Origin of the sequence: Pseudomonas sp. LJDD11 (assembly GCF_024584215.1) — a bacterium.
Classification (GTDB): Bacteria; Pseudomonadota; Gammaproteobacteria; order Pseudomonadales; family Pseudomonadaceae; genus Aquipseudomonas.
In genome coordinates this window covers 350,271-375,536 of sequence record NZ_JANJFL010000001.1, presented here as the reverse complement: position 1 = coordinate 375,536, position 25,266 = coordinate 350,271, and the positions used below count along the sequence as shown (strand labels likewise).

Sequence of the window (25,266 nt, the reverse complement as noted above, 5' to 3'; positions counted from 1 at the left end):
CTGAACTGATCAGCATTGCTCCTGTAAGCCGTCGATCTCGGCCTGGATGTTTTCTCTGGCCCGCGCTTCCCAGCGGGCCTGTCCTGCGGGGCTGGTGAAAATCACTGGCCGCTGCAGAAACTTCTTCAACACCGCCACCCTCCCCGGCACATACAGCGCATCGGGAAAGCAACCGTATTCAAGGCGCACAGCTTTTGCGTAGGCGCTGTACTCGCTGGGTGTCGCAGCAAGAATCGACAAATCGATATCCACCAGCAGGCGCTGGTCGGCGCTGGTTGCAGGCTGACGATGGTCGGTGGCCATGATCAGCTCATGCACAGTCTGCACCTGTGTACCCAGCCCGCTGGCCTTTAGCACCTGGCTCGCCAGCTCGGCACTGCGCGATTCGTTGTCTTGGCGGCTGGGGTCGTAGATAGCATCGTGGTACCAGATGGCGAGTTCCAGCAGGTCCGGGGCCTCGACCTGATCACGCAACGCGTCGAAAGTCTGCAGCATCGTATTGATATGCACGGCACTGTGGTAATGCCGGCCAGGCTCGGCATACAGACGCTGCAGATGCTCAAAAGCATCTGCCGGGGACTGCACGCCCAGCCGCTGCCACAGCGACTGCCAGCGTTGCAAGTCAAGGTCAGTGGCGTTCATCCAGCGCTTTCTCCATATGGGTAGTGTGCCAGAGCGGGTCATCTTCCACATCGGTGATGGTAAAGCCGTGTTTTTCCCAGAACGCGATGGCACCGGGCAGAAACGGATGAGTATGCAGGTACAGAACTTCGACGCCCTGGCGCTGCGCATGCTCGCTCAGCGCCCGAAACAACCGGCCCGCCAAACCAGCGCTGCGAAACGCCGGCTCGACGAACAGGCGGACAATCTCCACGGTCCGACGCCCTTGATAGTCCAGTTGCGCAAAGCGCTGGTCGTAAGGCAAATAGCCGATGGCCGCGACGATCTGGCCGGCTGCGCGGGCAATCAGAAAATGACCGTCCGGGCCGTTGAGGTAGACCTGCTCGAACCCGGCCAGGTCCGAGGGTATGGCAGCGGGGTCAAGCATCGGGAAGATCTGCGCCCGGGCCTGCATGACAAATGCAAGGGTGGCAGCAATGTCGGCCTGTTCGACAGCGGTGATCAGGATGGCCGGTTCTGACATGGTGCTCGCCTGGTTGCCCAAAGCTGCATGGTAGTCGATTACAGCTGGAGACGCGCCGTGCTGCTCCAACCTGGAACAACCTGCACCATTTAAATGCACCCATCACCTCCCTCACGGCTCTGAAAACCGCAAAACCCCTCATTGCACGGGGCTTTCCGTGATCTGGCACAAGCCCTGCATTAACTCTGGCAAGCCCACCCACGCAGGTCGGGCAGCCCCTTGCAGTCGACGCAGATCAACGGGCTTAAAGGTACATCCGGCAACGTCGCCTGGGTAGCACCTCATAACCAGAACAGGCAAAGGCGCCTGGAACCTCACGGTTCCGGGCGCTTTTTTTTGCTTCACGAAACCTGATTGGCCTAGGCCGGGATTTGCTATGAACACCACAGTCTTGCCTCACAACGATGTACAAACCCTGATCGTCGTCGGTAACGGCATGGTCGGTCATCATTGCGTCGAGCAGTTGATTGCGGGCGGTGCCCTTGAGCGCTATCGCATCCATGTCTTCGGTGAGGAGCAGCAGCGCGCCTATGACCGCGTGCATCTGTCCGAATACTTCAGCGGCCGCGATGCCGAATCGCTGGCGATGAGCGACGCTGCCCTCTACGAGCACCCCGGCCTCACCTTGCACCTCGGTGTCCCGGTGCTGGAAATTGACCGCGTGCGCCGTGAGGTGATCACCGCCCAGGGCAGTTTCGCTTACGACAAACTGGTACTGGCCACCGGCTCTTATCCATTTGTACCGCCGATCGAAGGCGCCAGCGGTCACTCGAAACTGGTGTACCGCACCCTGGACGACCTGGACACCATTCGCGTCGCCGCCAATCAGGCGCGGCGCGGCGTGGTGGTCGGCGGCGGCCTGCTCGGTCTGGAAGCTGCCAACGCCCTCAAATCCCTGGGTCTGGAAGCCCACGTGGTGGAATTCGCGCCACGCCTGATGCCGGTGCAGCTTGACGAGCTCGGTGGCGCGGCACTCAAGGCGCGCATCGAAGCGCTGGGCGTTGGTGTGCATCTGTCACGCGCCACCCAATCAATCAGCGCCGGCAACCAATACCGCTACCGGATGAACTTTGCAGGCGACGAGTTTCTGGAAACCGACCTGATTGTGTTCTCCGCCGGTATCCGCCCGCAGGATGCCCTGGCCCGCCAATGCGAACTGGACCTGGGCCCGCGTGGCGGCGTAGCGATCGACGAACATTGCCGCACCAGCGATGCCGATATCTTCGCCATCGGTGAATGTGCTTCTTGGAACGGCAGCGTGTTCGGTCTGGTTGCGCCGGGTTATCAAATGGCCCGCAGCGTCGCCGCGCAGTTGTGCGAGCAGGATGCCGAGTCGTTCTTCGGCGCCGATATGTCGACCAAGCTCAAATTGCTGGGCGTGGACGTCGGCTCGATCGGCGACGCCCATGGCGCACTGGCCGGGGCAGTGAGCTACCGCTATATCGATGAAGCCACCGCCAGCTATCGTCGGCTGGTGGTGTCCGCCGACCGCAAGCACGTGCTCGGTGCGGTACTGGTCGGCGACAACAGCTACTACGACACCCTGCTGCAATATGCACAGAACGGCATCGCCCTGCCTGAAGACCCGGCCAGCCTGATCCTGCCGCACAGTGAAGGCGCGCCGGCGCTCGGTGCCGATGCGCTGCCCGCCACCGCGACCATCTGTTCCTGCCACAACGTCAGTAAGGGCTCGATCTGCGCGGCCATCGACGAAGGTTGCACTGACCTGGCCGGCATCAAGGCCTGCACCAAGGCCGCTACCGGCTGCGGCGGCTGTGCGGCCTTGCTCAAGCAGGTCTTCGAGCATGAGCTGATTGCCCGCGGTGTCAGTGTCGACAAGAGCCTGTGCGAGCATTTCGCCTATACCCGCCAGGAGCTGTACTCGATCGTGCGGGTGGAGAACATCGAGAGTTTCGAAGAACTGCTGCATCGCCATGGCAAGGGTGAACACGGCTGCGACATCTGCAAGCCGGCAGTCGGCTCGATCCTGGCGTCATGCTGGAACCGGCCGATCACCGACCCGCTGCTGATTCCGCTGCAGGACACCAACGACACCTTTATGGCTAACATGCAGAAGAACGGCACCTACTCGGTGGTGCCGCGTATTCCCGGTGGCGAAATCACCCCGGACGGCCTGATCGCCATCGGCGCGGTGGCCAAAAAATATGACCTGTACACCAAGATCACCGGTGGTCAGCGGATCGACCTGTTTGGTGCGCAGTTGCACGAATTGCCAGAGATCTGGGGCGAACTGATTGAGGCCGGTTTCGAGACCGGGCATGCCTACGGCAAGTCGACCCGCACGGTGAAATCCTGCGTGGGTAGCACTTGGTGCCGCTACGGCGTGCAGGACAGCGTGGCCATGGCGTTGCGCATCGAGGATCGTTACAAGGGCCTGCGCTCACCGCACAAGCTCAAGTTTGCGGTGTCGGGCTGCACCCGTGAATGCGCCGAGGCGCAGAGCAAGGACGTCGGGATCATCGCCACCGAGAACGGCTGGAACCTGTATGTCTCCGGCAACGGCGGGATGCGTCCACGGCATGCCGAACTGTTCGCCACCGATCTGGATGACGAGACCCTGATCCGTTATATCGACCGCTTCCTGATGCTCTACATACGCACCGCCGACAAGCTGCAACGCACCTCGGTATGGCGCGAATCGCTCGAAGGCGGCCTGGATTATCTCAAGGCGGTGATCATCGATGACAGCCTGGGCCTGGCGGCCGAGCTGGAATCGCAGATGCAACTGGTCGTCGACCGGTACGAATGCGAGTGGGCCAATGCCCTGAAGGACCCGGAAAAACTCAAGCGTTTCCGTACCTTCGTCAACGACAAGCGCAGCGACCCGGATGTGCATTTCGTGCGTGAACGTGAACAGCGCCGCCCGGCGCGAGCCGATGAACTCAAGCTGATTCCCCTGTTCAAGGAGGTGGTGTAATGAGCCAAACCAACGTGGCATTTGCCGAACGCCCCCAAGCCACGGCGACCTTGCACTGGCATAACCTCTGCCAGCATCAGGACCTGGTCGCCAACTCTGGCGTAGTGGCCTGGATCAATGATTGCCAAGTGGCGCTGTTCTATTTGCCTGGCAATGAACAGCCATTGTACGCCGTGGGCAACCGCGACCCGAAATCCGGGGCCAACGTGATCGGCCGTGGTCTGCTTGGAAAACTGGGCGACGACCTGGTCATTGCCTCGCCGCTGTATAAGCAGCATTTTCGCCTGCAAGACGGCAGTTGCCTGGAGTACCCCGAGCAGCGGCTGGATGTCTGGCCGGTACGAATCAATGGCAGCCAGGTAGAGATCGGCCTGCCAGGCTGATATATAAACCAATAAGTTGTAACAATGGCGGCAGCCGGGTCTTATTGACCGGCTGCCGCTTTGTTTTGCAGATTCGCTACAACATGAATGCTTGCAGAACCATGACAAAAACTTGATAAAGGAATTGGACTACAAACAATTCAGAACAAATAACACCCTCCCTCAGAATACCGAAACAACTTCAAACATCGCATCACTCATCGAAACAACACGCCCCGGGCAACTAACTTCAACCATCAAAACTGCGTGATATAACTGTCTGCGTCGCCAACCACTGCCCCCTGAATAACATTTGGCTATTTGGCGACTCAATAAACCAGACTGATTTACATCAGCGCTCAATGACTGCTCGTCAGCGTTACAACCTCCACGGTTTGACACGACGACAGATTTGATGGATTCAAGGAGTTACACAATGCAAATAAAACACCTGAGCTATATTGCTTTGGCGGTCTCGGCTGCCCTGAGCCAGAGCGCAATGGGCGCACTGGTGGATGACCAGGCACAGGCCAAGGGCTTGCTCGAAGACAGCAGCCTCAATGTGCACTTGCGCAACTATTACTTCAACCGTGATGCCAAACAAGGCGAGCGCGATAACCGCGACTGGAGCCAGGGCGCAATCGCCCATTACAACTCGGGCTTCACCCAGGGCACGGTCGGCGTGGGGGTCGACGCCTGGGGCCAACTGGGCCTGAAGCTCGACGGCCAGAGCCGCTACGCCGGCACCGGCAACCTGCCGGTCGACCGCCACGGCCACCCGGACCGCAGCTCCGCCAGCGCAGGCGCAAGTATCAAGATGCGTGCCGGCCAGACCCAACTGCGTTACGGCAACATGCAAACCGAGGCGCCGGTATTTGCCACCAGCCACTCTCGCCTGCTGCCACAAACCGCTACCGGCTTCAGCCTGCAAAGCAGTGACCTGGATAACCTTGACCTCGACTTCGGACATTACACCGCGACCAATAGCGGCGTGACCACCAACGGCCGACATACCATCCACGCCAATAACGCAGGGGTCAGATCGGGCAGTGCCACATTTGCCGGTGCCACCTGGCAACTCAGCCCGGAGTGGAGCAGCACCTTGTATGGTGCCCGTCTGGATGATGTCTGGAACCAGTACTACTTCAATAACAACTATGTGCTCGGGCTCAGTGGCTCAGATAAGCTGGGGTTCGATGCCAACCTGTATCGCACGCTGGATCAGGGCCACGCCAAGGCTGGAGCCATCAATAACACCGCCTGGTCGATGGCCGGCACTTATTCATTCAATAGTGCCCATGCGCTGACATTGTCTTATCAGAAAATTCACGGCAACACGCCGTTTGATCTGATCGGCACGGGCAATAACCGCTCGGGTGAAGGCGGCAGCTCGATCAACCTGGCCAACGCCGCACAGTTCTCGGACTTCAACGGCCCGAACGAACGCTCGTGGGGGCTCACGTATAAACTGGACATGGCACCGTTGGGTGTACCGGGCCTGAGCTTCACGACCCGGCACATGCGCGGAACTGGCATTGATGGCAGCAAGACCCCGTATAACAGCGCCTACGCTGGCCTGTACGGAGAAAACGGTCGCCATCACGAAACCAACTTCGAAACCCGCTATATCGTCCAGAGTGGCGCAGCAAAAGACCTGTCAGTACGCCTGCGCCAGGCCTTCCATCGCGCCAACCTCGATCAGGGAGAGAAGAACGTCAATGAAGTACGGCTGATTCTCGACTACCCGCTGAACCTGATCTGACCGCCTCAGCGACTCTGCAACACCACGCGCAGCCCCGGCTGCGCGTCTTCCAGCAGCAACTGATAGCCATGGGTTCTGGCCACGGCAGCAACGATGGCCAGCCCCAGCCCGCTGCCACTGGCTCTGGGCTCCTGCCGGCCACGGGCAAAGCGTTGCAAAACAGCCTGATGCTGGTCCGGGGTGATACCCGGACCATTGTCTTCAACCTCTATTCGTGTGCCCTGCTCACTGCGCAGCAGATTCAGACGAATCTGCCCGCCCGCAGGGGTGAACTTCAACGCGTTGTCCAGCACGTTCATCAGGGCTTCGGCCAGCAGCTCGCGATCCGCCAGCAACGGCGGAACCTGCTCGACATTCAACTGCAGCTCAATGCCCGCCTCTTCAGCCACTGGCTGATAGTCTTCAAACAATTGCGCCAGTAACGGTCCCACCATCAGGGTGGTCATGCCTGCGCGGCGCGAACGTGCGTCGATTTCCGCGATACGTTGCAATGCCCGAAACCGGCCAAGCAACACATCGGCGGCGTCCAGGGATTTCTCCAGACGCACTTTAAGCACCTCTGCGGGCGCCTGGTCGTATTCGATCAAGGCGCGATGCAACTGCGCCCGAAGCTTGTTCAGCGGTGTGCGCAAGTCATGTGCCGCGTTGTCTTCGAGGCTCTTGACCTCATCGAGCAAGCGCCCGACCTCACCCACCATCCGGTTGACCAGTGACGAGAGCATGTCCAGCTCATCGCCGCGCCGGCTGATGGGCAGCCGTTGGGTAAAATCGCCCTCGGCGATTCTGCGGCTGGCAGCCTGGACCTTGCGCATCCTGCGCAGTGGGCCCAAGCCCAGCAGTACGGCAAACAGCAGCCCGGCGATCAGGATCAGGCAGGCGCTCCAGCCCAGATAGCGCAACAGGATGTTACGCAGGCTTGCCAGGGTCTTGGCCTCGAAACCGACCACCAGAATCTGGCCATTTGGCAATTGCCGGGCCACGAACTTGGCTCCGTCAGCAAACCCCGAATCGTCCCAGTCATGCGGTTTGCCGTCCAGTACAAGCTCTTGTGGCGGCGTCTGCATCGTGCCATGCACATGTTGCCTCTGTGGGCTGAACAAGCCATAGGTCACGACCCCGCGCAGGTCGCCCTCTTGCAAGCGGGTGATTTCGTCAGGCAGGGACTCGACCGGGAGGTACGACAGTTGGCGCATTTCACCAAGGATGGTCTGGTCGCCCTGGCGCGACATGTAGCTGGCCACCTGCCAATAGATCAGACCATTGAGCAACAAGGCTCCCAGCGACAAGGCGATCGCATAGGTGACGGTCAGCCGGAATGCCGTGGTACGCAACAAGCGGATCCGCACGTCAATTGACTCCGGTGTCGACCAGCACAAACCCCGAGCCGCGCAAGGCGTTTACCACCACCTGACAGCCCACGGCATCCAGCTTGCGGCGTAGCCGGGTGAGGTGCACGTCGATCAGTTTGGTGCCCGGATCGAAGTGGTAGCCCCATACCGTTTCGAAAATCAACGCACGGGTGACCACGGAGCCGGCGTTGCGCATCAGAAACTCCAGCAGCTTGAACTCGATGGGCGACAGGTTAATGCGCTGCTCGCCACATATCAGTTCACGGCTCAGCAGATCGAGACTGAGGTCAGCAACCTGCAACAGGGTTTCGCGCTCCAGTGGATCGATGTGCCGGCGCAGCAGCACATGGATACGGGTCGCCATTTCTTCGGAAACGAACGGTTTGACCAGATAGTCATCACCCCCGGCCCGCAGGCCGCGAATCCGGTCGTCGACATCGGTCAGGGCGCTGATCATCAAGACCGGAGTCTGCACGCCGGCGGCCCGTAACCGGGTAATCACCTGCAGGCCATCGAGCCCCGGCAGCATACGGTCAAGAGTGATCGCGTCAAACCCGCCAGCAAGCGCCAGTTCCAGGCCCCGCAGGCCGTCATCGGCGCACTCGACGACAAAGCCGACACGGCGTAATTCCGAGGCGATTTCCTGAGCGGTGTCGTGGTCGTCTTCAATGCACAAGACCTTTCGCATGAGGCTCCCCTAATCCTATGTGCCGCCATGGTAGCAAGCGGTGACAAACCCGCGCACGACACGCTGGCAATGATTCTGCCCATGGCTTGGCGGCTGCCCAAGGATGAGCAATAGCAGCAAAACGCCATTTGTGCGGCACGCTACAAGCCGGCAAGACCCCGACAAAGTTAAAAAATTGTAACCCGGCCTGTCACTGCTTCGTCTTAAGCCATTGAAATAGCGTGATATAAAAGCTTGGCGCGAGATAATGCATCGCCCACGTAGCGCATGCACCCTCATCTACTATCGCGCCCGCGATCCTTAGCTGGGCAATGCCCACCTGCCGTAAATGCCCGCCACCGATGACTGATCAACATGCCATCAATGGACACGCCGGGCCCTACCAATCAGGGGAATGATTCGATGAATGCAAAACAATGGAGCGCCATCGCACTGGCTGTTTCGGCCGCCGCGAGCCAGCTGGCTCACGCAGAAACAATCGAAGACCAGGCCGAGGCCAAAGGATTCGTCGAAGGCAGCAGCCTCTCGGTACTGGCTCGTAACCAGTACTTCAACCGTGACCGTCAGGATGGCGCCACCGACAACCGCGACTGGACCCAGGGGTTCATCGGCAACTACAGCTCCGGTTTCACCGAGGGCACCATTGGCGTGGGTATCGATGCCTTCGGCCACTTCGCCCTCAAGCTCGATGCCCAGGAAGGAGACAGCGGCACCGGCAACCTGCCACTGGACCGCAACGGCAAGGCTGAAGACAGTTTTGGTAGCGCCGGTGCCGCCGTAAAACTGCGCCTGTCCAAGACCCAGTTGCGCTACGGCAATATGCAACCCACCGCGCCGGTGTTCGCTGTGGGCGGCACCCGCCTGCTGCCACAGACCGCCACCGGGTTCGAACTCAAAAGCAGCGAAATCGAAGGGCTGGATCTGGAAGCCGGCCGTTACACCAGCACCAACAGTAACGTGACCACCAACCAAGACCACGACATCTACGCGTTGTACGCCAATGTCACTGCGCGCAAAGCCACCTTCGCCGGCGCGGTCTACCAGCTCACGCCGAACTGGACCGCCAGCCTGTACGGTGCGCAGTTCGAAGATGTATGGAACCAGTACTACGCCAACACCAACTATGTGCTGGCGTTGTCCGGTGACCAGTCGCTGACCTTCGACGCCAACCTGTACCGCACCCTGGATGAGGGCCAGGCCAAAGCCGGCTCGATCAACAACACCACCGCATCGCTGTCGGCGACCTATGCGTTCCTGAGCGCCCATTCGATCACCCTGAGCGCCCAGAAAGTCCATGGCGACACGCCGTTCGACTATCTGGCCGTCGGCAATAACGGTAACGGCGAAGGTGGCGACTCGATCTTCCTCGCCAACTCGATCCAGTGGTCGGACTTCAACGGCCCGAACGAGAAATCCTTTGGCATTCGCTACAACCTCGACATGGCGACTTACGGCGTGCCCGGCCTGAGCTTCATGGCGCGGCATGTGCGCGGCTATGACGTCGATGGCAGCAAGGTCTCGGCCGACAGCGCTTACGCGGGTTTGTACGGTGACGACGGCAAGCACAACGAAACCGATATCGAAGCCAAGTACGTGGTCCAGACCGGCCCGGCCAAGGATCTGTCGTTTCGTATCCGCCAGGCCTTCCACCGCGCCAACAGCGACCAGGGTGAAGGTGACCTGTCCGAGTTCCGCCTGATCGTTGACTACCCTATCAGCGTTCTCTAAGCGGCAAGTCATAAGCTGCAAGCGGCAAGCTGATTTGAGCCTGACTCACTTGCGGCTTATAGCTTGAAGCTTGCAGCTCCAGTAAGGCCGCTCAGCGGCCTCTACTGTACGTTCATACAGATAAAACTTGATCTGCCCTCGCGCCTGACGCATTCTGTCGAGCTCGACCGATCACAAGACTGCCCCGGCCATGCGCCTGTTTCTCTGCGAAAAGCCCTCTCAAGCCAAGGATATCGCCGCCGTGCTCGGCGCCACCCGACGTGGCGAAGGCTGTCTGGTCGGTCCCAATGCCACAGTCACCTGGTGTATCGGCCATCTGCTGGAAACCGCCCCGCCCGACGCCTACGACGCCCGCTACAAACGCTGGGCTCTGCAAGACCTGCCGATTGTCCCCGGCACCTGGAAAATGCAGGTTAAACCCAAGACAGCCAGCCAGTACAAGGCCGTCAAGCGCTTGCTGGGCGAAGCCCGTGAGCTGGTGATCGCCACCGACGCCGACCGTGAAGGCGAGATGATCGCCCGTGAGCTGGTCGAACACTGTCGTTATCGCGGGCCGATTCAGCGCTTATGGCTGTCGGCACTCGATGATGCCTCAATCCGCAAGGCGCTTGCAGCGCTCAAGCCCGGTGCTGCCACGTTCAGTCTTTACCACTCGGCACTGGGCCGCTCGCGCGCCGACTGGTTGATCGGCATGAACATGAGCCGGCTGTTTACTTTGCTCGGTCGGCAATCGGGCTACCAGGGCGTATTGCCCGTCGGTCGGGTCCAGACCCCTACCCTGCGCCTTGTCGTCGACCGTGACCGCAGCATCGCCAACTTCGTGCCGGTGCCTTATTGGGCGATTGAGGTCGGTCTGCGCCACGCCGGCCAGGATTTTACCGCCCAGTGGCGCGCCCCGGCCGATGCCTGCGACGAGCAGGACCGCTGCCTGAACCAGCCGTTGGCGCAACAGGCCGCGCGAGACATGCAGCAGGCTGGCCAGGCGACCGCCATCAGTGTGCGCACCGAGCGTATCCGCGAGGCGGCCCCGCTGCCGTTCGACCTCGGCACCTTGCAGGAGATCTGCTCAAAAAAACTCGGTCTCGGCGCCCAGGAAACCCTGGACATCGCCCAGTCGCTGTATGAAACCCACAAGCTGATCACCTACCCGCGCAGCGACTGCGGCTACCTGCCCAACAGTCAACATGGCGAGGCCGCCGGGATCATTGCCGCCCTCACGGCTGCCGACCCGTCGCTGCAGGCCTTGCGCGGCCATCTGGACCCGGCACGCCGCTCACGGGCCTGGAATGATGCAAAAGTCAGTGCTCACCACGGCATCATTCCCACCGCTGCCACCCGCGCCTTTGAGCGCCTCAGTGGCAAGCCACGGGCGGTGTACACGCTGATCCGCGCCCGCTACCTGGCGCAGTTCCTGCCCAACCACGAATACGACCGCACCCAGGCCGACTTCGATTGTGCCGGCCATGCGCTGCGCGCGGTCGGCAAGTGCATCATCGAGGCCGGCTGGAAACGCGCCCTGCCCGAAGCCCTGACCCCGGCCAAAGGTCGCGAGGCCGCGCCGCCCCAGGCCTTGCCGGCGCTGCACAAAGGCTGTGTCTGCCCGGTCACCGCCGTGCAGCTCAAGGACCTGTGGACCCAGCCGCCCAAGCCCTACACCGAGGGCGATCTGATCAAGGCGATGAAAAACGTCGCCCGCCTGGTGGAAGACCCGCGGCTCAAACAAAAGCTCAAGGAAACCACCGGCATTGGCACCGAAGCAACCCGCGCCGGAATCATTCAGGGCCTGCTCGACCGCGGTTACCTGAGCAAGAACGGCAAGGCGCTGTCGGCCACGCCACCGGCTTTCAGCCTGATCGACAATGTGCCAAGGGCCATCGCCGACCCCGGCACCACGGCAATCTGGGAGCAGGCTCTCGACATGGTGCAGAACGGCGAAATGAGCCTGGAAGAATTCGTCGCCAAGCAGGCCGCCTGGATGAGCAAGCAGGTCGAGCGTTGCCAGGGCCTGCACCTGAACCTGCAAGGCATGCCCGCGCCGGCTGGCGCCGCGCCGTGGAAGAAATCGCGCAAAGGCAGCGGCAAAGGCACCACCAAACGCAAGAGCAGCAACGTGTCGCGCCCCGCCCAGGCTGAAGGTACAACAGCGGTGCGGCGCAAACCTGCCACCTCGCGCAAACCGCGTAGCCCCCGTTGAACACCCGGGCCTGGCCGGTCGCGAGTTCAGACTCTAAAGCTGTCCACTTCAAGCCCCAGCCGATGCATTTTGTTATACAACCCGCCCCGTGATACCCCCAGTTGCTGCGCTGCCAATCGCATGTTACCGCCCGTAGCCTGTAGCACCTCGATGATCGCTGCGGCCTGCCGGCTCTGTAGGTCCAGCGACCCGGCGCTTCTGGCAGCAGGACGGGCTTCGACGCGACCACCCCCAATGGCAGGGCCTTGCTGCAGTTCGATCGGCAAATCTTCGACCTCGATCTGCGTCGTGGTCGCCAGGTTGGTGGCCCGCTCCAGGGTATTTTCCAGTTCGCGCACATTCCCCGGCCAGCCATAAGCTTCCAGCAGACGCAAGGTATCTGCCGAGAGGTCGCGGACATCCTTGCGCAGTGACCGCGCCACCCTGACCAGAAAATGCCGGGCCAGCAGAGCAATATCATCACGGCGCAGTCGTAACGGCGGCACGCTCAGATTTAGCACGTCGAGCCGGTAGTAAAGGTCTTCCCGGAACGCTCCCTGCGCCACCGCCTGGCTAAGGTTTCGATGCGTGGCAGCGATAATACGCACATCCACACGTTGGGATTTCTTGGCCCCGACCCGCGTCACCTCGCCTTCTTGCAACACCCGCAGCAAGCTGACCTGAGCATCAAAGGCCATGTCGCCGATTTCATCGAGAAAGATCGTGCCGCCGTCGGCCAGCTCGAATTTGCCCGCAGAACCGCCCCGTGTGGCGCCGGTAAAGGCACCTTCGACATGCCCGAACAACTCACTCTGCACCAGTTCACGGGGAATTGCGCCGCAGTTCACTGCCACGAAAGGACCGCCGCTACGGGCACTGGCATTGTGGATAGCCTGGGCGAACAGCTCTTTGCCTGTACCGCTTTCGCCGATAATCAAGGTGGTGGAGTCGCTGCGACTGGCAATCCGTGCAAGGCGCAGGGCGTCCTGTAGCGCCCGCGACCGGCCCTGTATGTTGTCGAAGGTATACTTGGCACGGGCACCAATCACGCGGCGGGTGATCTCACGAATGCGCAGGTTCTCGCGCAACGATAGAATCCAGCCGCCTTGGGCCAACGGGCAGACCGACACCAGGCAGGCCAGGGCGCTGCCATCGGCCAACTGGAAACTGCAATCGAGGTCGCGCAAGCCGTCACCGTCACGCAGCAGCACCTCCTGAGCGGGTTCACTGTGGGCCAACTGGCGCAGCGGCGCGCCGAGCGAGGTTTCATCTGCGTTGAACAATTGCCGCGCATAGCGGTTCAACGTCTTGATCCGGCCTTGTGAATCAAGCACCACCAGCCCCTCGTTGAGCACTTCCAGCACGGCGCGCTGTTCACTGAGCAGTGCTTGCAAGGCCATCTGCCGTGAAACAGCTTCGGCGGCCGCCTGCACCGTGCCCAGGGTGTGTAAATGAAACCAGCCCGGCTCGGCAGTAAGGGTCAAAATAGCCCGGGTGCGGCCTTCACTGTCGCGAATCGGCGCTGCCGCGCAATGCATGCGCCGCGCACGTAGACCACTGGCGAAGTTTTCTTCGGCCAGCACGTATACCAGACGATCTTCACGCAAAGCCAGGCCCGTGCAATTGGTGCCCTGCACCGACTCCAGCAAACGGCTCCCGATCGGTGTGATGTCCAGGCCACAGAAATGCAGGGTGGTGCCATGGGAATCGGTAAGGTTGATATGCCCCCGCGGGTTGTACGCCAACAACCCCTGCATTACCTGAGCCGCGGTGTGAATCAATTCGCGGTGCTCGTGCAAAGTGGCCGCCAACATCTGTGAACTGACAAACCGATAGGCACTGTCATGCGGGTCGATACCGCTTGCCAGACTGCGTTGCCAAGAGGCCCAGATCAGCGCCCTCACCTGCTCAGGAGGCGACGAAATGCCCGCCTGACAGGCTTGCCAGGCCGCTTGCAACGCCGGTATGGGCCCGTCACTCAGATCGCCTGGATTCAAGGCGGTCAGATAATCCAGATCCTGAGGGGCAAGCAGTTGCGCCAAAGGCTCAACCCGGTCAGCAAAATCACGCATCGGCCACCTCTACGAATGTCTATTTTTATGACATGCCATTATAGACATGTCATTAAATTAGACATATTTGCCTTCATAATTCGAAATAAAGCCTTTATTTTCAATAAGTTAAAAATTGGCACAGGCGTTGCTCTCTTGCTGTCACGGACTGTCGTTCGACAACCGGCCCAGAAAAACAACAAGGAGTTTTATCGATGACCTCAAGCAAGACTCTTCGCCTCGGCCTGATTGGTGCTGGCCGCATGGGCAGCTTCCATGGCCTGACAGCAGCCCGGCATATTCCCGGTGCCACCTTGGCAGCCATCGCCGACCCAACCCCCGGCCAGGCAGCCCGGCTGGCCGTTGAATTGGGAGTAGACAGGGTCTATACCGACCCACAGCAACTGATTCTCGACCCGGACATTGATGGTGTACTGATCGCCTCGCCGGCGCGCAGCCACGCCGAACTGGTCGTCAGCGCCGCTCGCGCCGGCAAGGGCATCTTCTGCGAGAAACCGATGGCCATCACTCTCGACGAAGCCGACCGCGCCATCGAGGCAGCCAGGCAAGCCGGCGTGGTCTTGCAGGTGGGCTTCAACCGGCGGTTTTCCAAGAGCTTTCGTCAGGCCCATAAAGAAGTTCTGGCAGGCCACATCGGCACCCCGCAACTGCTGCGCTCACTGACCCGGGATCCGGCGCTGAGCAACCCTGCCGCGTCGCCGCAGTGGGTGATCTTTCTGGAAACCCTGATCCACGATTTCGACACCCTCAACTATCTCAACCCGGGCGCCTGTGCCGTGGAAGTCAATGTCATGGCCGATGCGCTGATCGCCCCGCAGTACAAAGCCAGCGGTCTGCTGGACACCGCGCTGGTGAGCATCCGTTACGACAACGGCGCCCTGGCCAGTGCCGAGGCCAGCTTCCAGGCGGTCTACGGTTACGACGTGCGCGGTGAGGTATTCGGCAGTGCCGGTATGCTGACCATGGGCGACATCAACTGCTCGGACCTGCGCCGTTACACAGCCGAAGGCATCAGTGCCGACAGCATGCGCATGGACACCGACCTGCTGCGCGATGCCTACATTGCCGAACTCAATCACTTTGCCGATTGCCTGCGCAATCGCAGCCAGCCGCTGGCCAGTGGCGAGGATGCCCGCGCCGCACTGGTGATCGCTCGCGCCTGTATCGACTCGGTACTGCAAAGCCGACCGATCCGCATCGAGGAGACCCGCTCATGAGCCGCTGCCCATTCAAACTCGCAGCCAGCGCTGAAATGCTGTTTGTCGACCAACCCTTCATCGAACGCGTGCGACGTATCCATGAGCTGGGCCTGAGTGTAGAGATCTGGAACTGGACGAACAAAGACATTGATGCGCTGATCGCCACCGGTGCCGACTTCACTTCCATGACCGGTTACATCGACGGCAACCTGACCGAAACCGATGGCATTGCCCGTCTGCTTGCCACTGCCCAACAGTCGCTGGCAGTAGCCGAACGTCTGGGCTGTCCGAGTCTCAACCTGCACGGTACCGGCCTGGACGACAAGGGCCTGCCGGTACGCCCGGTGCAGAAGGTCAGCGGGCGCATGTGGCTGAGCGCCTGCAAAACCCTGGAGAAAATCGCCCGCCTGGGTGAGGACGCAGGCAAGGTATTCCTGCTGGAAAACCTCAACACAGCGGTCGATCATCCTGGCACGCCCTTCGCCCGCGCCGAAGATACCCTGGCGCTGATCGAGGCGGTTGACAGTCCGTACCTGAAACTCAACCTCGACCTGTACCACGCCCAGATTGGCGAAGGTAACCTGATTGAACTGGTACAGCGCGCCGGCAGCGCGATTGGCGAGATCCAGGTGGCCGATGTGCCGGGGCGCCAGGAACCGGGCACCGGTGAAATCAACTACCCGGCCATTGCCCGCTCGCTTGATGCCATGGGCTATCGCGGCGTGATCGGCCTGGAAGGCTGGGCCTCGGGCGATCCGCTACTGGCCATCGAGCGCTTGCGCGAAGCGTTCAGCCTGTAAAACCCTGCGCACGTTTTCCGATAACAACAAAAAGGATACTCACCATGCGCTTTACCAAGCTTTTCGCAGTCACTGCCGGCTTGCTGTTCAGCTCCATGGCACTGGCCGAATACCGTATCGGGGTCAGCATCGCCAGGGTGGACGACAACTTCATGACTTACATCCGCAACGGCCTGAATGACGCCGCCCTCAAGGCCGGTGTGCAGATCCAGATCGAAGATGCTCAGGGCGACGTGGTACGCCAGCTTAACCAGGTGCAGAACTTTCTTACCCAGAAGGTCGATGCCGTCATTGTACTGCCGGCCGACACCGCCGGGGTCGCCCGGGTCACCGCGGCGGCGGTGCAGGCCAAGACCCCACTGGTATACGTCAATCGCCGCCCGGACCAGCCGGAGTTACCCAAGGGGGTGGTGGCCGTAGGGTCGCGTGAAGAAGAAGCCGGGCAACTACAAATGGGCTTTCTGGCCGAGAAAATGGGTGGCAAGGGCAATCTGGCGATCATCATGGGTGACCTGGCACAGAATGCCACGCTGGGTCGTACCAACGGCGTGAAACAGGTGCTCAAGGATTACCCGGACATCAAGATCATCGAGCAACAGAGCGCTGAGTGGCAGCGCAGCCGCAGTATGGACCTGACCAGCAACTGGCTGTTGGCCGGAACCAAAATCGACGCCATCGTTGCCAACAACGATGAGATGGCCATCGGCGCAGCAATGGCACTGCAACAGGCGGGCAAGACCAAGGGATCGATACCGGTGGTGGGTATCGACGGGTTGCCCGATGGCCTGATCGCTATCAAGCGTGGCCAACTGGCAGCCTCGGTGTATCAGGATCCGAAAGCCCAGGCGGAAGGGGCAATGCAGGCCGCAGTGAAGCTGATCAAAGGCGAGCCGGTCGAAAGTGAAGTCTGGGTGCCCTTCCAGTTGATCAAGCCGGAACAGGTGGATCACTTCGCCCAACAAGCCAAATAAGGCGCGTCCACCTCTGCAAAAAGGCCGGTCCCGTGACACACTGGTCGGCCTTTTTCCACACTGCCACCTCGTATGTCCATATCCAAGCGCGAACAAGCGCACCTTGAACGCCTGCTGAGCCAGACCCTGACCGAAGCCTGCGAAACCGCCAAGGCCGAACTGCTCGGTTTCCAGTGGCTGACCCATGTGGTCGACTACGCCAACTTTCCGGACAGCCTGCAAGTCATCTGGGTGTTCGACAGCGAAGCCAACCGCCAGGCCGCATTGGCCGCCGGGCAGATGCAACGCATGAATGACTTTACCGCCATGGCCCTGAGTGAAGCCGGTGTGAGGCTGCAACAGATTGAACGGCATGTGTCCTGTGACAGCGAACAAGCCTGCCAGCACAGCCACGCCGGTGACTGGCAAAAACGCCTGGCGCGTCGTTCGAGACGCGCCTGAAATGGCCAAGGAAATCGACAACCCTTGCACGTCCCAATGCCAGCTCAGTGGCGAGCTGTGCGTCAGTTGCGGCCGGACCCGGCAAGACATCCGTAACTGGAAACGCATGAAACGCCCGGAAAAAATGGCCGCCGTACTGCGTGCCAGCCAGCAACTCAAAAACCTGCAAAAACGCAGCCGTAACTGATCCCCGGATAAGAGTGGTACCGATCAGTTAAGCGATTTCGGATCTGGCTCGGTCCCGATGGGAGGGAGTTCTACTCGCGACGAGGCCCGTGAAATCGGCACATTGGCTTAGAATGTACCGCCGTCTTCGCCTGCAGAGCTGCCTCCCACCGGGCCGAGTGGGCCTTAACCCGTATTGGCCCGCGATAGCACGGCGGTCCCGCCGCGCGCCTTCAAGCAAGATAACGCTTGAACCACTCCAGCGTCCGTTCCCAGGCCAGCCTGGCCGCTGCTTCGTCGTAGCGCGGCGTGGAGTCGTTGTGGAAACCGTGGTTGGCACCTTTGTAGATGTAAGTCTGGTAGGTGGTGCCGGCCGCTTGCAACGCTTGCTCATAGGCCGGCCAGCCCTCGTTGATGCGGGTGTCCAGTTCGCCGTAATGAATCATCACTGGTGCCTTGATCCGCGGCACATCTTCGGCCTTGGGCTGGCGACCGTAGAACGACACTGCCGCGCCCAGCTCCGGATAAGCCACGGCTGCCGCATTGGCGACCCCACCGCCATAACAGAACCCCGTGATGCCGACCTTGCCGGTCGTGGCGTCATGGGCCATCAACCATTCCAGGGCGGCAAAGAAATCGTTGAGCAGTTTTTCCGGGTTGACCTGCTGTTGCAGCTCGCGGCCCTTGTCGTCGTTGCCCGGATAACCGCCCACAGAGCTCAGGCCATCAGGGGCCAGGGAGATGAAGCCGGCCTTGGCGACGCGCCGCGCCACGTCTTCGATATACGGGTTCAGGCCGCGGTTTTCATGGACCACCACCACGCCCGGCAGTTTGCCGCTGGCCTTGGCCGGACGTACCAGATAACCACGTACCTGACCGTGGCCATTGGGCGACGGGTAGCTCACGTATTCGGCCACGATGTCCGGGTCAGTGAACGGCACCTGCTCGGCCAGCGCATAGTCAGGACTGAGCGCTGCCAGTACGCCGACGGCGGTCAGGCCGCCGGCAGTGAACTTCGCCGCCCGGTCGAGAAACTCGCGGCGGTTGATCTGGCCGTGGGCGTAGTAGTCGTAGAGCTCCAGCAGTTGCGGGGCGAAGTCTTTGGCGGTCAGTCTTTGCATCGGTGTACATCCTGTAGGTCGGTGAGCGCCATTCAAGCATAGTCCGGCCAGCCTCTCAGTAACTCAAGCTCAGGCTGGCCAGCACATGGGCCGGCTCGCCATAGTAATTGCCATCGGTTCCGGCCACCGTTTCGATGTATTTGCGATCGGTCAGGTTACGACCGTTGAGCGACAGCCGTACGTGCTCATTGAGGTCATAGAACAGGCCGGCGTCGAAACGCGCATAGCCGCCCACATCATAGCTATTGTCCAGATCACCCTCGCGCTGGCCGGCGAAGATCACTCCGCCAGCAAAACCCAGGCCGCGCAGACGGCCCTCTTGCAACTGGTAACTGGACCACAGCGAACCGCTGAGCGTCGGCACCCCGGTCAGGCGGTTGCCCTCATTGATCAGCGTGTCCTGGGTGACTTCGGCGTTCAGGGCGCTGAGGTTGCCAATAATCTGCCAGCCCGGCAGCGGGTTGCCGGTGACGTCCAGCTCGACACCGCGCACGCGCTGCTCGCCGGTCTGCACGGCGTATTCGCTGTCACTCGGGTCGCTGGCGGCAACGTTCTCGCGGACGATTTCAAAAGCGGCCAGGGTCGCGCTGAGCTGCTCGGGAATGATGTCGAATTTGGCGCCGACCTCATATTGCACGCCTTGTTCGGGGTCGAGCACCCGCCCGGTGCGGGTCTTGGCGGTCTGTGGAGAGAATGAAGTGCTGTAGCTGGCATACAGGGCCAACCAGTGCTCAGGTTGCCAGACCACCCCGACACGCGGTGACAGTTGCTCCGGCTCAACGTCGGTGCGGGTAATGAGGTCGTCGGCATCCAGCGCCTTACTGGTCTGCCGGGTGTCATCGTAGCGGGCACCGAGCAGCAGCTTCCATTGCTCGTTGAACTCGATCTGGTCTTGCAGGTAGAGGCTGTAGGACTGCAGGTCGTAGCGCACTCGCTCCTGGAAGGCAAAGCGCCCCGGCGTAGCGCCGTAGACCGGGCTGAACACATCCAGTGATGCCAGCGAAGCCCGATAACTGGACGTGTCGCGCTGACCATCGATGTACTCGAACCCGGCCAGCGCCGTGTGTTGCACGGCGCCGGTGGCGAAACGCGCAATGGCCTCGAACTGCATGTCCAGGGTGCGAATGCGTTCTTCACCATCCGTGGCGCGCCGGTTGAGCGTCCGGCCGTCACTGGCCAGGCCGCGCAGGTCGACCACATAGCGATCCTTGTGCGAGTCATCCCAGCGGGTCATCTGGCGCAAGCTCAGCCAGTCATTGAGGTCATGCTCGGCGCGGTACCAGAGCGAGAATTTGTCGGCCTTGTCCCGTGCCCACGGCTCGTGCAGATAGCGGTCGGCCGGCAGATTGATTTTGCCATTGATGGGAATCGCGCCGCGGTCAAACGGTGAGCTCTGGTCGATGTATTCCAGCCCCGTGTCGACCCGAGTGCTGTCGCTGGGCTGCCAACGCAGCGCCGGGGCGATGTAACTGTGTTTGCTGTCGCGCAAGGTATCGCGAAAGCCGCGGTCGGTCTGGGTCGCGACAGTCAACCGGCCGGCCAGGGTCTCGGCCGGGTCCAGTGCGCCGCTGGCGCTGGCTTGCAGACGATAGAAATCACCACTGCCGGCCTGGAGCTTGGCGCTGGCCTGCGCAGTGAAGGACGGCTTGCGGGTCACCAGATTGATCAGCCCGCCGGGGTTGCCGCGCCCGTACAGCACCGAGGCCGGCCCCTTGAGAACTTCGACCCGCTCGACATTGGCCAGGTCGCTGAGCGCTTCCGGGCGCGAGGCCAACGGATTGAGCGGCATGCCGTCAACCGCATAACCGGTGGCATGAAAACCGCGAATCACGAAGCTCTCCGACGAGCCGCCATGGCTGTTGCCGCGCTGCACACTGCTGACGTTGGCCAGCACATCGCCCAGGCGGTCAAGCTGTTGATCCTCGATGACCTGGCGTGGCACCACCTGCACTGACTGAGGAATATCGCGCAGCGCGGTATCGGTCTTGCTCGCCGTGGCGGTGCGCGTGGCGCGGTAGCCCTGCACCGGTCCTGCGGCGGTCTCGACCTGCGCGCTGCCATGAATGGTCGAAGGGGCCAGGTTCAGCGCCCCCTGCTCAGCCGGCTGGCGGAACAACAGCAGCGTACGCTCCGGGGTCAGGCTCCAGCCCAGCCCGCTATCTTGCAGCAGCTGGCGCAGCGCATCCTGTTCACTCATCACGCCCTTGAGCGCCGGGGCCCGCAGATCACGCGCCAACTCGGCATCGAAGCTGACCTGAATGCCACTTTGTGCCCCGAAGGCGCCCAACGCGCCAGCCAGTGACTGGGCCGGCTGGTCATAACGCTGGCGCTGCTCGGCAACCACCTGGGCGGCCGTGCCCAGTAGCGCACAGCCCAACAACCAGCCCAGCGGCCAGCGGGATGAGGCGGGGCGAAACAGATGAACACGAGGCACGGGCATGGCAAAAATCCTTGATTACGTCTGGTTAGCATCCGAGATAAATTCTCAAATTCACCAGAAAGACGCCGTGCCCGGTATTTTTTTCCAGATTTCTGTTTTTGCGCTCAGATCACAACACCCGCAGCCACGGCGTAACGGTCTGCAGCGGCACGTTCAGCGAACGCGCCAGGGCCTGCAACGCCCGGTCCGGGTCGCGCAGATCGAACACCCCGCTGATGCGTCGACTGGCCAGTGCGGAATCGGCGACCACGATCCAGCCGGGCACATAGCGCTGCATGCGACCAACGACCTCTGCAACGCTCAGGTCTTCGACATACAGCATGTGTTGGCGCCAGGCCGCGACCCGGGCCGGGTCGAGTGTCGAGCGCTGCACCTTGCCGCTCGCCCAATCGACTTGTAGCCGCTCACCCGGCAGCAAGCGCTCACTGAGTTGCAGCGCAGACTGTTTACGGGCGTTTTCGACCTGCACCTGACCATGCTGCAAAGCGACCTCGCCGCGCTGGCCCTGCAGGTTCAGGTCAAACGCCGTGCCGAGCACCCGCACCGACATCTCTCCTGCGCTGGCAACAAAGGGCCGGGCAGGATCAGGCGCCACCTCGAAGTACGCCTGGCCCTTGAGCAGGGTGACCTGACGAGGCGACTCGGCCGACAGGCTGATGGCGCTGTCGGGAGCCAGCAGCACGCGGCTGCCGTCGCTCAAACGCACCTCACGGGTGACCGCAGTGGCGGTGCGGTAGTCAGCGCGCCAGGACAGGCTGGCCTGCGGCGCCACCGCAATGATCAAGGCCAGCACGGCACCGGCCAGCGCCGCCTGGGGCCAGCGCCGTCGGCGCCGGGACCCAGTGACAGGCCGTCTGGCAGTACGCAACGAGGGGTGAGCGACCGCCCGGGCCGGCACATCGCCCAACGCGCCCAGCATCGCCTGCATCTGTTGCCAGGCCTGCCGATGGCGTTCGTCAGCGGCCAGCCAGGCCTCGAACTCGGCATGCGCCTGCGGCTCTTCAGCCAGGCGGATCTGCCAGTCGGCAGACTGCTCCAGCGGATCGGTTTGCTGCTCAACGCTCATGTTTGCCTCCGTGCAGCGCCTGATCGTCACACTCCTGTACAAACGCGCGGGTCAGGCGCACCAGCGCATCGCGCAGCAGACGATGGGCACTGGTCACCGACACCCCAAGCTGCTCGGCAATCTGCGCCAGGGTGTAGCCGCCAAAGCGGTGCATCTCCAGGGCGCGCCGATTGGCGACCGGCATGCTGTCGAGCACGCTGGCAAGGCGTTCGAGGGCCATGCCGTGCTGCCAGGTGTCGGCCGGGTCGCTCAACACCGCCGGCAGCAGCCAGTCAGGCGGCGAAGCGTGCCGCGCCTGCTCGCGGGCGCGGCTGCGGATCAGGTCCAGAGCCAGATTACGTACCACCCGGTAAGCATAGGCTGCGGGTTGTTCGATGGGTTCGCCCTGCCCGGCAATCAGCCGCACATAAGCTTCCTGCACGATGTCTTCGGCCTGCATGCGGTCACCGGTAATGCCATTGGCATAGTTGACCAGCTCACGACGCAAGGCGAGCAGTGCATCGAGATCCTTTGCCGAATCTGCCATTGATCCGCTCCATTTACCCAGCCACCACGGCGCCATAGGAACGCTGTCGAAAAGTGCGCCAGCTTAATGGCAAACGATAAGCATTGCCAATTGCAATAATGGGCAGGTTCGAAATAGGCGGATCACTGCAAAAACAAATAGCAATAATTCCTGACGGAGATGTTATATTGTATCCATAACGATCAGGAACCCTCGCAATGTCCTCCCGCACACTCGCCTCTTTTGCCGGCTTCGCCTTTGGCGTGCTCGGCGCGCCGCTGTACGCCGCAGACCCCATTGAACTCGATAGCGTGACGGTCACCGCCGATCACGAATACGAAACCGCGACCAGTGCGGTGAAAGGCTATCGCGCCACGCGCTCAGCCACGGCGACCAAGACTGACACGGCGATCAAGGACATCCCGCAGTCGATCAGCGTGGTGCCGGCCAGCGTGCTCAAGGATTTGGGCACCACCCAGGTGGAGCGTGCGCTGGATTACGCCGGCGGTGTGTCGAAGCAGAACAACTTCGGCGGCCTGACCCTCTACGAGTACAGCATCCGCGGCTTTACCACCTCGGAGTTCTACAAGGATGGCTTCAGCGCCAACCGCGGCTACCCCGCCACCCCGGACGCCGCCAACATCGAGCGGATCGAAGTGCTCAAGGGGCCTGCGGCCAGCCTGTATGGCCGTGGCGATCCGGGCGGCACCGTGAACATGGTCACCAAGCAGCCGCAACAGCAAGCCTTCACCACCCTGCAGGCCAGCGCCGGCAGTTGGGATCGCTACCGCACCGCGCTGGACGTCAACACCCCGCTTGATGCCGACGGCAAACTGCTGAGCCGGGTCAACCTGGCGGTGGAAGACAATCACAGCTTCCGCGACCACGTCGAGAGCCATCGGGTGTTCGTCGCCCCGTCGCTGCGCTGGGAGCTTGACCCTGACACCACGCTGCTGGTGCAGACCGAGTTCGTGCGCCACGACTCGATCTTCGACCGTGGCATTGTTGCGCCCAACAACCGCTGGAGCGGTGTATCGCGTTCGACCTTTCTGGGTGAACCGAACGACAAGATCGATAACGACAACAACATGATCCAGGCCGCGCTGGACCATAAGCTCAACGACAGTTGGTCGGTGCGCCTGGCCAGCCATTACAAGCAGGGTGAACTGTCGGGTTTCGCCAGTGAATCGCGGGCGCTGAACGCCGATGGCCGGACGGTCAACCGCCGTTACCGCGAGCGCGACATGAACTGGCACGACAGCATTACCCAACTGGAACTGCGCGGTTTCTTCGACACCGGTTCCCTGCAGCATGAAGTGCTGATCGGCACCGAATACGAGAATTACCGCAAGAACGAACGGGTCACCGCCATCGCCGGCAGCGCTTACGCGATCGACATCTACAACCCGGTCTACGGCCAGGCCAAACCGACGGGCGCGCGTTCCGGCACCGACTTTTTCGAGCACGTAGAAAGCCGCGCGCTGAACCTGCAAGACCAGATCATCTTCACCGACAAATTGCGCGGCATGATCGGCGCGCGCTACGAGCACTTCGACCAGCAGATCGACAACTACGCCGGCAACGCCACCCAGCAGCAACGCCATGACGCCTTCACTCAGCGCGCCGGCCTGCTCTACCAGCTGACCCCGCAAGTCGGTCTGTTCGCCAACGCATCGACCTCGTTCAAGCCCAACAACGGGCTGGATGCGGCGGGCAAGAGCTTCGATCCGGAAGAAGGGGTCGGTTATGAGGCCGGGATCAAGGCTGAACTGTTCGACCAACGCCTGAGCACCACCCTGGCAGCGTTCCATATCGAGAAGGAAAACGTTCTGGCGCTGGACCCTGGCAGCGACACCAGCCGCGCCATTGGCAAGGCGCGCAGCCAGGGCCTGGACCTGCAATTGAGCGGCCAGCTCACCGACGCGATCCGGGTCATCGGCGCCTTCGCGTACGTGGATGCCGAGGTCACCAAAGGCGACCGCAGCATCCCGGCCGGCAGCCGCATTCTCGGGGTGGCCAAGCGCAGTGGCAGCCTGTTGGGGGTGTATGAGTTCCAGGAAGGCCTGCTGCGCGGTTCAGATGTCGGCGCGGCCTTCAGCTACGTGGGCGACCGCTCCGGTGAAGCGGGCACTTCGTTCGAGCTGCCGGCTTACCACACCGTTGACCTGCTGGCCCACTACAAGGCCACCGACAACGTCACTGTGGGCCTGAACCTGAACAACATCTTTGACGAAAAATATTACGAGCGCTCCTACAGCAACTACTGGATTGCCCCCGGCGAACCTCGTAATTTCACCGTCAGCCTCACCCTTAACCTCTGATCAACAACAAAAAAAGGATTC

20 protein-coding genes are annotated in these 25,266 nt (G+C 61.5%); 11 read left to right on the top strand and 9 right to left on the bottom strand.

Annotation, left to right across the window (positions count from 1 at the left end; translation table 11 throughout):
• Nucleotides 1-9: 9 nt before the first annotated feature.
• Both NRB16_RS01730 and NRB16_RS01725 read right to left on the bottom strand, forming a co-directional pair.
• Complete coding sequence (locus NRB16_RS01730) at nucleotides 10-642, bottom strand: hypothetical protein (RefSeq protein ID WP_257105309.1); 633 nt, start codon at nucleotides 640-642, stop codon at nucleotides 10-12.
• Nucleotides 629-1,144, bottom strand: a complete 516-nt coding sequence (locus NRB16_RS01725; RefSeq protein WP_257105308.1) for a GNAT family N-acetyltransferase — start codon at nucleotides 1,142-1,144, stop codon at nucleotides 629-631. Before NRB16_RS01725 ends, NRB16_RS01730 begins: the two co-directional genes overlap by 14 nt.
• A gap of 376 nt (nucleotides 1,145-1,520) precedes the next feature.
• Between NRB16_RS01725 and nirB the strand changes: the two genes are divergently transcribed.
• The 3 genes from nirB to NRB16_RS01710 all read left to right on the top strand — a co-directional run bounded on the left by nirB (nucleotide 1,521) and on the right by NRB16_RS01710 (nucleotide 6,206).
• Nucleotides 1,521-4,082 carry a nitrite reductase large subunit NirB gene (nirB, locus tag NRB16_RS01720; RefSeq protein ID WP_257105307.1) on the top strand — a complete coding sequence of 854 codons (2,562 nt, stop codon included), beginning with the start codon at nucleotides 1,521-1,523 and terminating at the stop codon, nucleotides 4,080-4,082.
• Nucleotides 4,082-4,465 carry a nitrite reductase small subunit NirD gene (gene nirD / locus NRB16_RS01715; protein WP_045492451.1) on the top strand — a complete coding sequence of 128 codons (384 nt, stop codon included), beginning with the start codon at nucleotides 4,082-4,084 and terminating at the stop codon, nucleotides 4,463-4,465. The genes nirB and nirD overlap by 1 nt, the downstream gene beginning before the upstream one ends.
• 415 nt (nucleotides 4,466-4,880) lie before the next feature.
• Nucleotides 4,881-6,206, top strand: coding sequence for an OprD family porin (locus tag NRB16_RS01710; protein ID WP_257105306.1), 1,326 nt, complete (start codon nucleotides 4,881-4,883; stop codon nucleotides 6,204-6,206).
• A 5-nt stretch (nucleotides 6,207-6,211) separates the two neighbouring features.
• On the opposite strand, the gene NRB16_RS29525 is transcribed toward NRB16_RS01710, so the two are convergent.
• Together NRB16_RS29525 and NRB16_RS01700 are read right to left on the bottom strand one after the other, a co-directional pair.
• Nucleotides 6,212-7,552, bottom strand: coding sequence for a HAMP domain-containing sensor histidine kinase (locus tag NRB16_RS29525; RefSeq protein ID WP_052483537.1), 1,341 nt, complete (start codon nucleotides 7,550-7,552; stop codon nucleotides 6,212-6,214).
• Nucleotide 7,553: 1 nt separating this feature from the next.
• The gene (locus tag NRB16_RS01700) at nucleotides 7,554-8,243 is read right to left on the bottom strand and encodes a response regulator transcription factor (RefSeq protein ID WP_045492457.1); all 690 of its coding nucleotides are present in this window, start codon (nucleotides 8,241-8,243) and stop codon (nucleotides 7,554-7,556) included.
• A 402-nt stretch (nucleotides 8,244-8,645) separates the two neighbouring features.
• Between NRB16_RS01700 and NRB16_RS01695 the strand changes: the two genes are divergently transcribed.
• The gene (locus NRB16_RS01695; RefSeq protein WP_045492459.1) at nucleotides 8,646-9,971 is read left to right on the top strand and encodes an OprD family porin; all 1,326 of its coding nucleotides are present in this window, start codon (nucleotides 8,646-8,648) and stop codon (nucleotides 9,969-9,971) included.
• Between the two features lie 190 nt (nucleotides 9,972-10,161).
• The gene (locus tag NRB16_RS01690; RefSeq protein ID WP_257105305.1) at nucleotides 10,162-12,165 is read left to right on the top strand and encodes a DNA topoisomerase III; all 2,004 of its coding nucleotides are present in this window, start codon (nucleotides 10,162-10,164) and stop codon (nucleotides 12,163-12,165) included.
• Between the two features lie 26 nt (nucleotides 12,166-12,191).
• On the opposite strand, the gene NRB16_RS01685 is transcribed toward NRB16_RS01690, so the two are convergent.
• Entirely contained in the window at nucleotides 12,192-14,216 is a 2,025-nt protein-coding gene (locus NRB16_RS01685) for a sigma-54-dependent Fis family transcriptional regulator (protein WP_045492465.1), read from the bottom strand.
• Nucleotides 14,217-14,410: 194 nt separating this feature from the next.
• Between NRB16_RS01685 and NRB16_RS01680 the strand changes: the two genes are divergently transcribed.
• The 5 genes from NRB16_RS01680 (at nucleotide 14,411) to NRB16_RS01660 (ending at nucleotide 17,814) form a co-directional block, all read left to right on the top strand.
• Nucleotides 14,411-15,433, top strand: a complete 1,023-nt coding sequence (locus tag NRB16_RS01680; protein ID WP_045492467.1) for a Gfo/Idh/MocA family oxidoreductase — start codon at nucleotides 14,411-14,413, stop codon at nucleotides 15,431-15,433.
• Complete coding sequence (locus NRB16_RS01675; RefSeq protein WP_045492470.1) at nucleotides 15,430-16,215, top strand: TIM barrel protein; 786 nt, start codon at nucleotides 15,430-15,432, stop codon at nucleotides 16,213-16,215. The genes NRB16_RS01680 and NRB16_RS01675 overlap by 4 nt, the downstream gene beginning before the upstream one ends.
• Before the next feature lie 44 nt (nucleotides 16,216-16,259).
• Nucleotides 16,260-17,186, top strand: a complete 927-nt coding sequence (locus NRB16_RS01670; protein ID WP_045492473.1) for a sugar ABC transporter substrate-binding protein — start codon at nucleotides 16,260-16,262, stop codon at nucleotides 17,184-17,186.
• 72 nt (nucleotides 17,187-17,258) lie between these two features.
• Nucleotides 17,259-17,627, top strand: a complete 369-nt coding sequence (locus NRB16_RS01665; protein WP_045492476.1) for a hypothetical protein — start codon at nucleotides 17,259-17,261, stop codon at nucleotides 17,625-17,627.
• Nucleotide 17,628: 1 nt separating this feature from the next.
• Nucleotides 17,629-17,814 carry a DUF1289 domain-containing protein gene (locus NRB16_RS01660; RefSeq protein ID WP_045492479.1) on the top strand — a complete coding sequence of 62 codons (186 nt, stop codon included), beginning with the start codon at nucleotides 17,629-17,631 and terminating at the stop codon, nucleotides 17,812-17,814.
• A 211-nt stretch (nucleotides 17,815-18,025) separates the two neighbouring features.
• On the opposite strand, the gene yghX is transcribed toward NRB16_RS01660, so the two are convergent.
• The 4 genes from yghX to NRB16_RS01640 form a co-directional block, all read right to left on the bottom strand.
• Nucleotides 18,026-18,913, bottom strand: coding sequence for a YghX family hydrolase (gene yghX / locus NRB16_RS01655; RefSeq protein WP_257105304.1), 888 nt, complete (start codon nucleotides 18,911-18,913; stop codon nucleotides 18,026-18,028).
• A 55-nt stretch (nucleotides 18,914-18,968) separates the two neighbouring features.
• On the bottom strand, nucleotides 18,969-21,353 hold the full coding sequence (locus NRB16_RS01650) for a TonB-dependent receptor (protein ID WP_257105303.1): 2,385 nt from the start codon (nucleotides 21,351-21,353) through the stop codon (nucleotides 18,969-18,971).
• Between the two features lie 109 nt (nucleotides 21,354-21,462).
• Nucleotides 21,463-22,419, bottom strand: coding sequence for a FecR family protein (locus NRB16_RS01645; protein WP_257105302.1), 957 nt, complete (start codon nucleotides 22,417-22,419; stop codon nucleotides 21,463-21,465).
• The gene (locus NRB16_RS01640; RefSeq protein ID WP_045492486.1) at nucleotides 22,409-22,945 is read right to left on the bottom strand and encodes a sigma-70 family RNA polymerase sigma factor; all 537 of its coding nucleotides are present in this window, start codon (nucleotides 22,943-22,945) and stop codon (nucleotides 22,409-22,411) included. Before NRB16_RS01640 ends, NRB16_RS01645 begins: the two co-directional genes overlap by 11 nt.
• Before the next feature lie 197 nt (nucleotides 22,946-23,142).
• Between NRB16_RS01640 and NRB16_RS01635 the strand changes: the two genes are divergently transcribed.
• A complete protein-coding gene (locus tag NRB16_RS01635; RefSeq protein ID WP_257105301.1) occupies nucleotides 23,143-25,245 on the top strand; it encodes a TonB-dependent siderophore receptor in 2,103 nt (700 codons plus the stop codon).
• Nucleotides 25,246-25,266: the final 21 nt, after the last annotated feature.

Bases quoted from the DNA above. Each gene is read 5' to 3' on its own strand.
- NRB16_RS01660 (WP_045492479.1), top strand. From the start codon at position 17,629: ATGGCCAAGGAAATCGACAACCCTTGCACGTCCCAATGCCAGCTCAGT.
- NRB16_RS01670 (WP_045492473.1), top strand. From the start codon at position 16,260: ATGCGCTTTACCAAGCTTTTCGCAGTCACTGCCGGCTTGCTGTTCAGC.
- NRB16_RS01680 (WP_045492467.1), top strand. From the start codon at position 14,411: ATGACCTCAAGCAAGACTCTTCGCCTCGGCCTGATTGGTGCTGGCCGC.
- NRB16_RS01730 (WP_257105309.1), bottom strand. From the start codon at position 642: ATGAACGCCACTGACCTTGACTTGCAACGCTGGCAGTCGCTGTGGCAG.
- NRB16_RS01665 (WP_045492476.1), top strand. From the start codon at position 17,259: ATGTCCATATCCAAGCGCGAACAAGCGCACCTTGAACGCCTGCTGAGC.
- NRB16_RS01650 (WP_257105303.1), bottom strand. From the start codon at position 21,353: ATGCCCGTGCCTCGTGTTCATCTGTTTCGCCCCGCCTCATCCCGCTGG.
- NRB16_RS01675 (WP_045492470.1), top strand. From the start codon at position 15,430: ATGAGCCGCTGCCCATTCAAACTCGCAGCCAGCGCTGAAATGCTGTTT.
- yghX (WP_257105304.1), bottom strand. From the start codon at position 18,913: ATGCAAAGACTGACCGCCAAAGACTTCGCCCCGCAACTGCTGGAGCTC.
- nirD (WP_045492451.1), top strand. From the start codon at position 4,082: ATGAGCCAAACCAACGTGGCATTTGCCGAACGCCCCCAAGCCACGGCG.
- NRB16_RS01695 (WP_045492459.1), top strand. From the start codon at position 8,646: ATGAATGCAAAACAATGGAGCGCCATCGCACTGGCTGTTTCGGCCGCC.
- NRB16_RS01685 (WP_045492465.1), bottom strand. From the start codon at position 14,216: ATGCGTGATTTTGCTGACCGGGTTGAGCCTTTGGCGCAACTGCTTGCC.
- NRB16_RS01690 (WP_257105305.1), top strand. From the start codon at position 10,162: ATGCGCCTGTTTCTCTGCGAAAAGCCCTCTCAAGCCAAGGATATCGCC.
- NRB16_RS01710 (WP_257105306.1), top strand. From the start codon at position 4,881: ATGCAAATAAAACACCTGAGCTATATTGCTTTGGCGGTCTCGGCTGCC.
- NRB16_RS01700 (WP_045492457.1), bottom strand. From the start codon at position 8,243: ATGCGAAAGGTCTTGTGCATTGAAGACGACCACGACACCGCTCAGGAA.
- NRB16_RS01635 (WP_257105301.1), top strand. From the start codon at position 23,143: ATGTCCTCCCGCACACTCGCCTCTTTTGCCGGCTTCGCCTTTGGCGTG.
- NRB16_RS01640 (WP_045492486.1), bottom strand. From the start codon at position 22,945: ATGGCAGATTCGGCAAAGGATCTCGATGCACTGCTCGCCTTGCGTCGT.
- nirB (WP_257105307.1), top strand. From the start codon at position 1,521: ATGAACACCACAGTCTTGCCTCACAACGATGTACAAACCCTGATCGTC.
- NRB16_RS01645 (WP_257105302.1), bottom strand. From the start codon at position 22,419: ATGAGCGTTGAGCAGCAAACCGATCCGCTGGAGCAGTCTGCCGACTGG.
- NRB16_RS01725 (WP_257105308.1), bottom strand. From the start codon at position 1,144: ATGTCAGAACCGGCCATCCTGATCACCGCTGTCGAACAGGCCGACATT.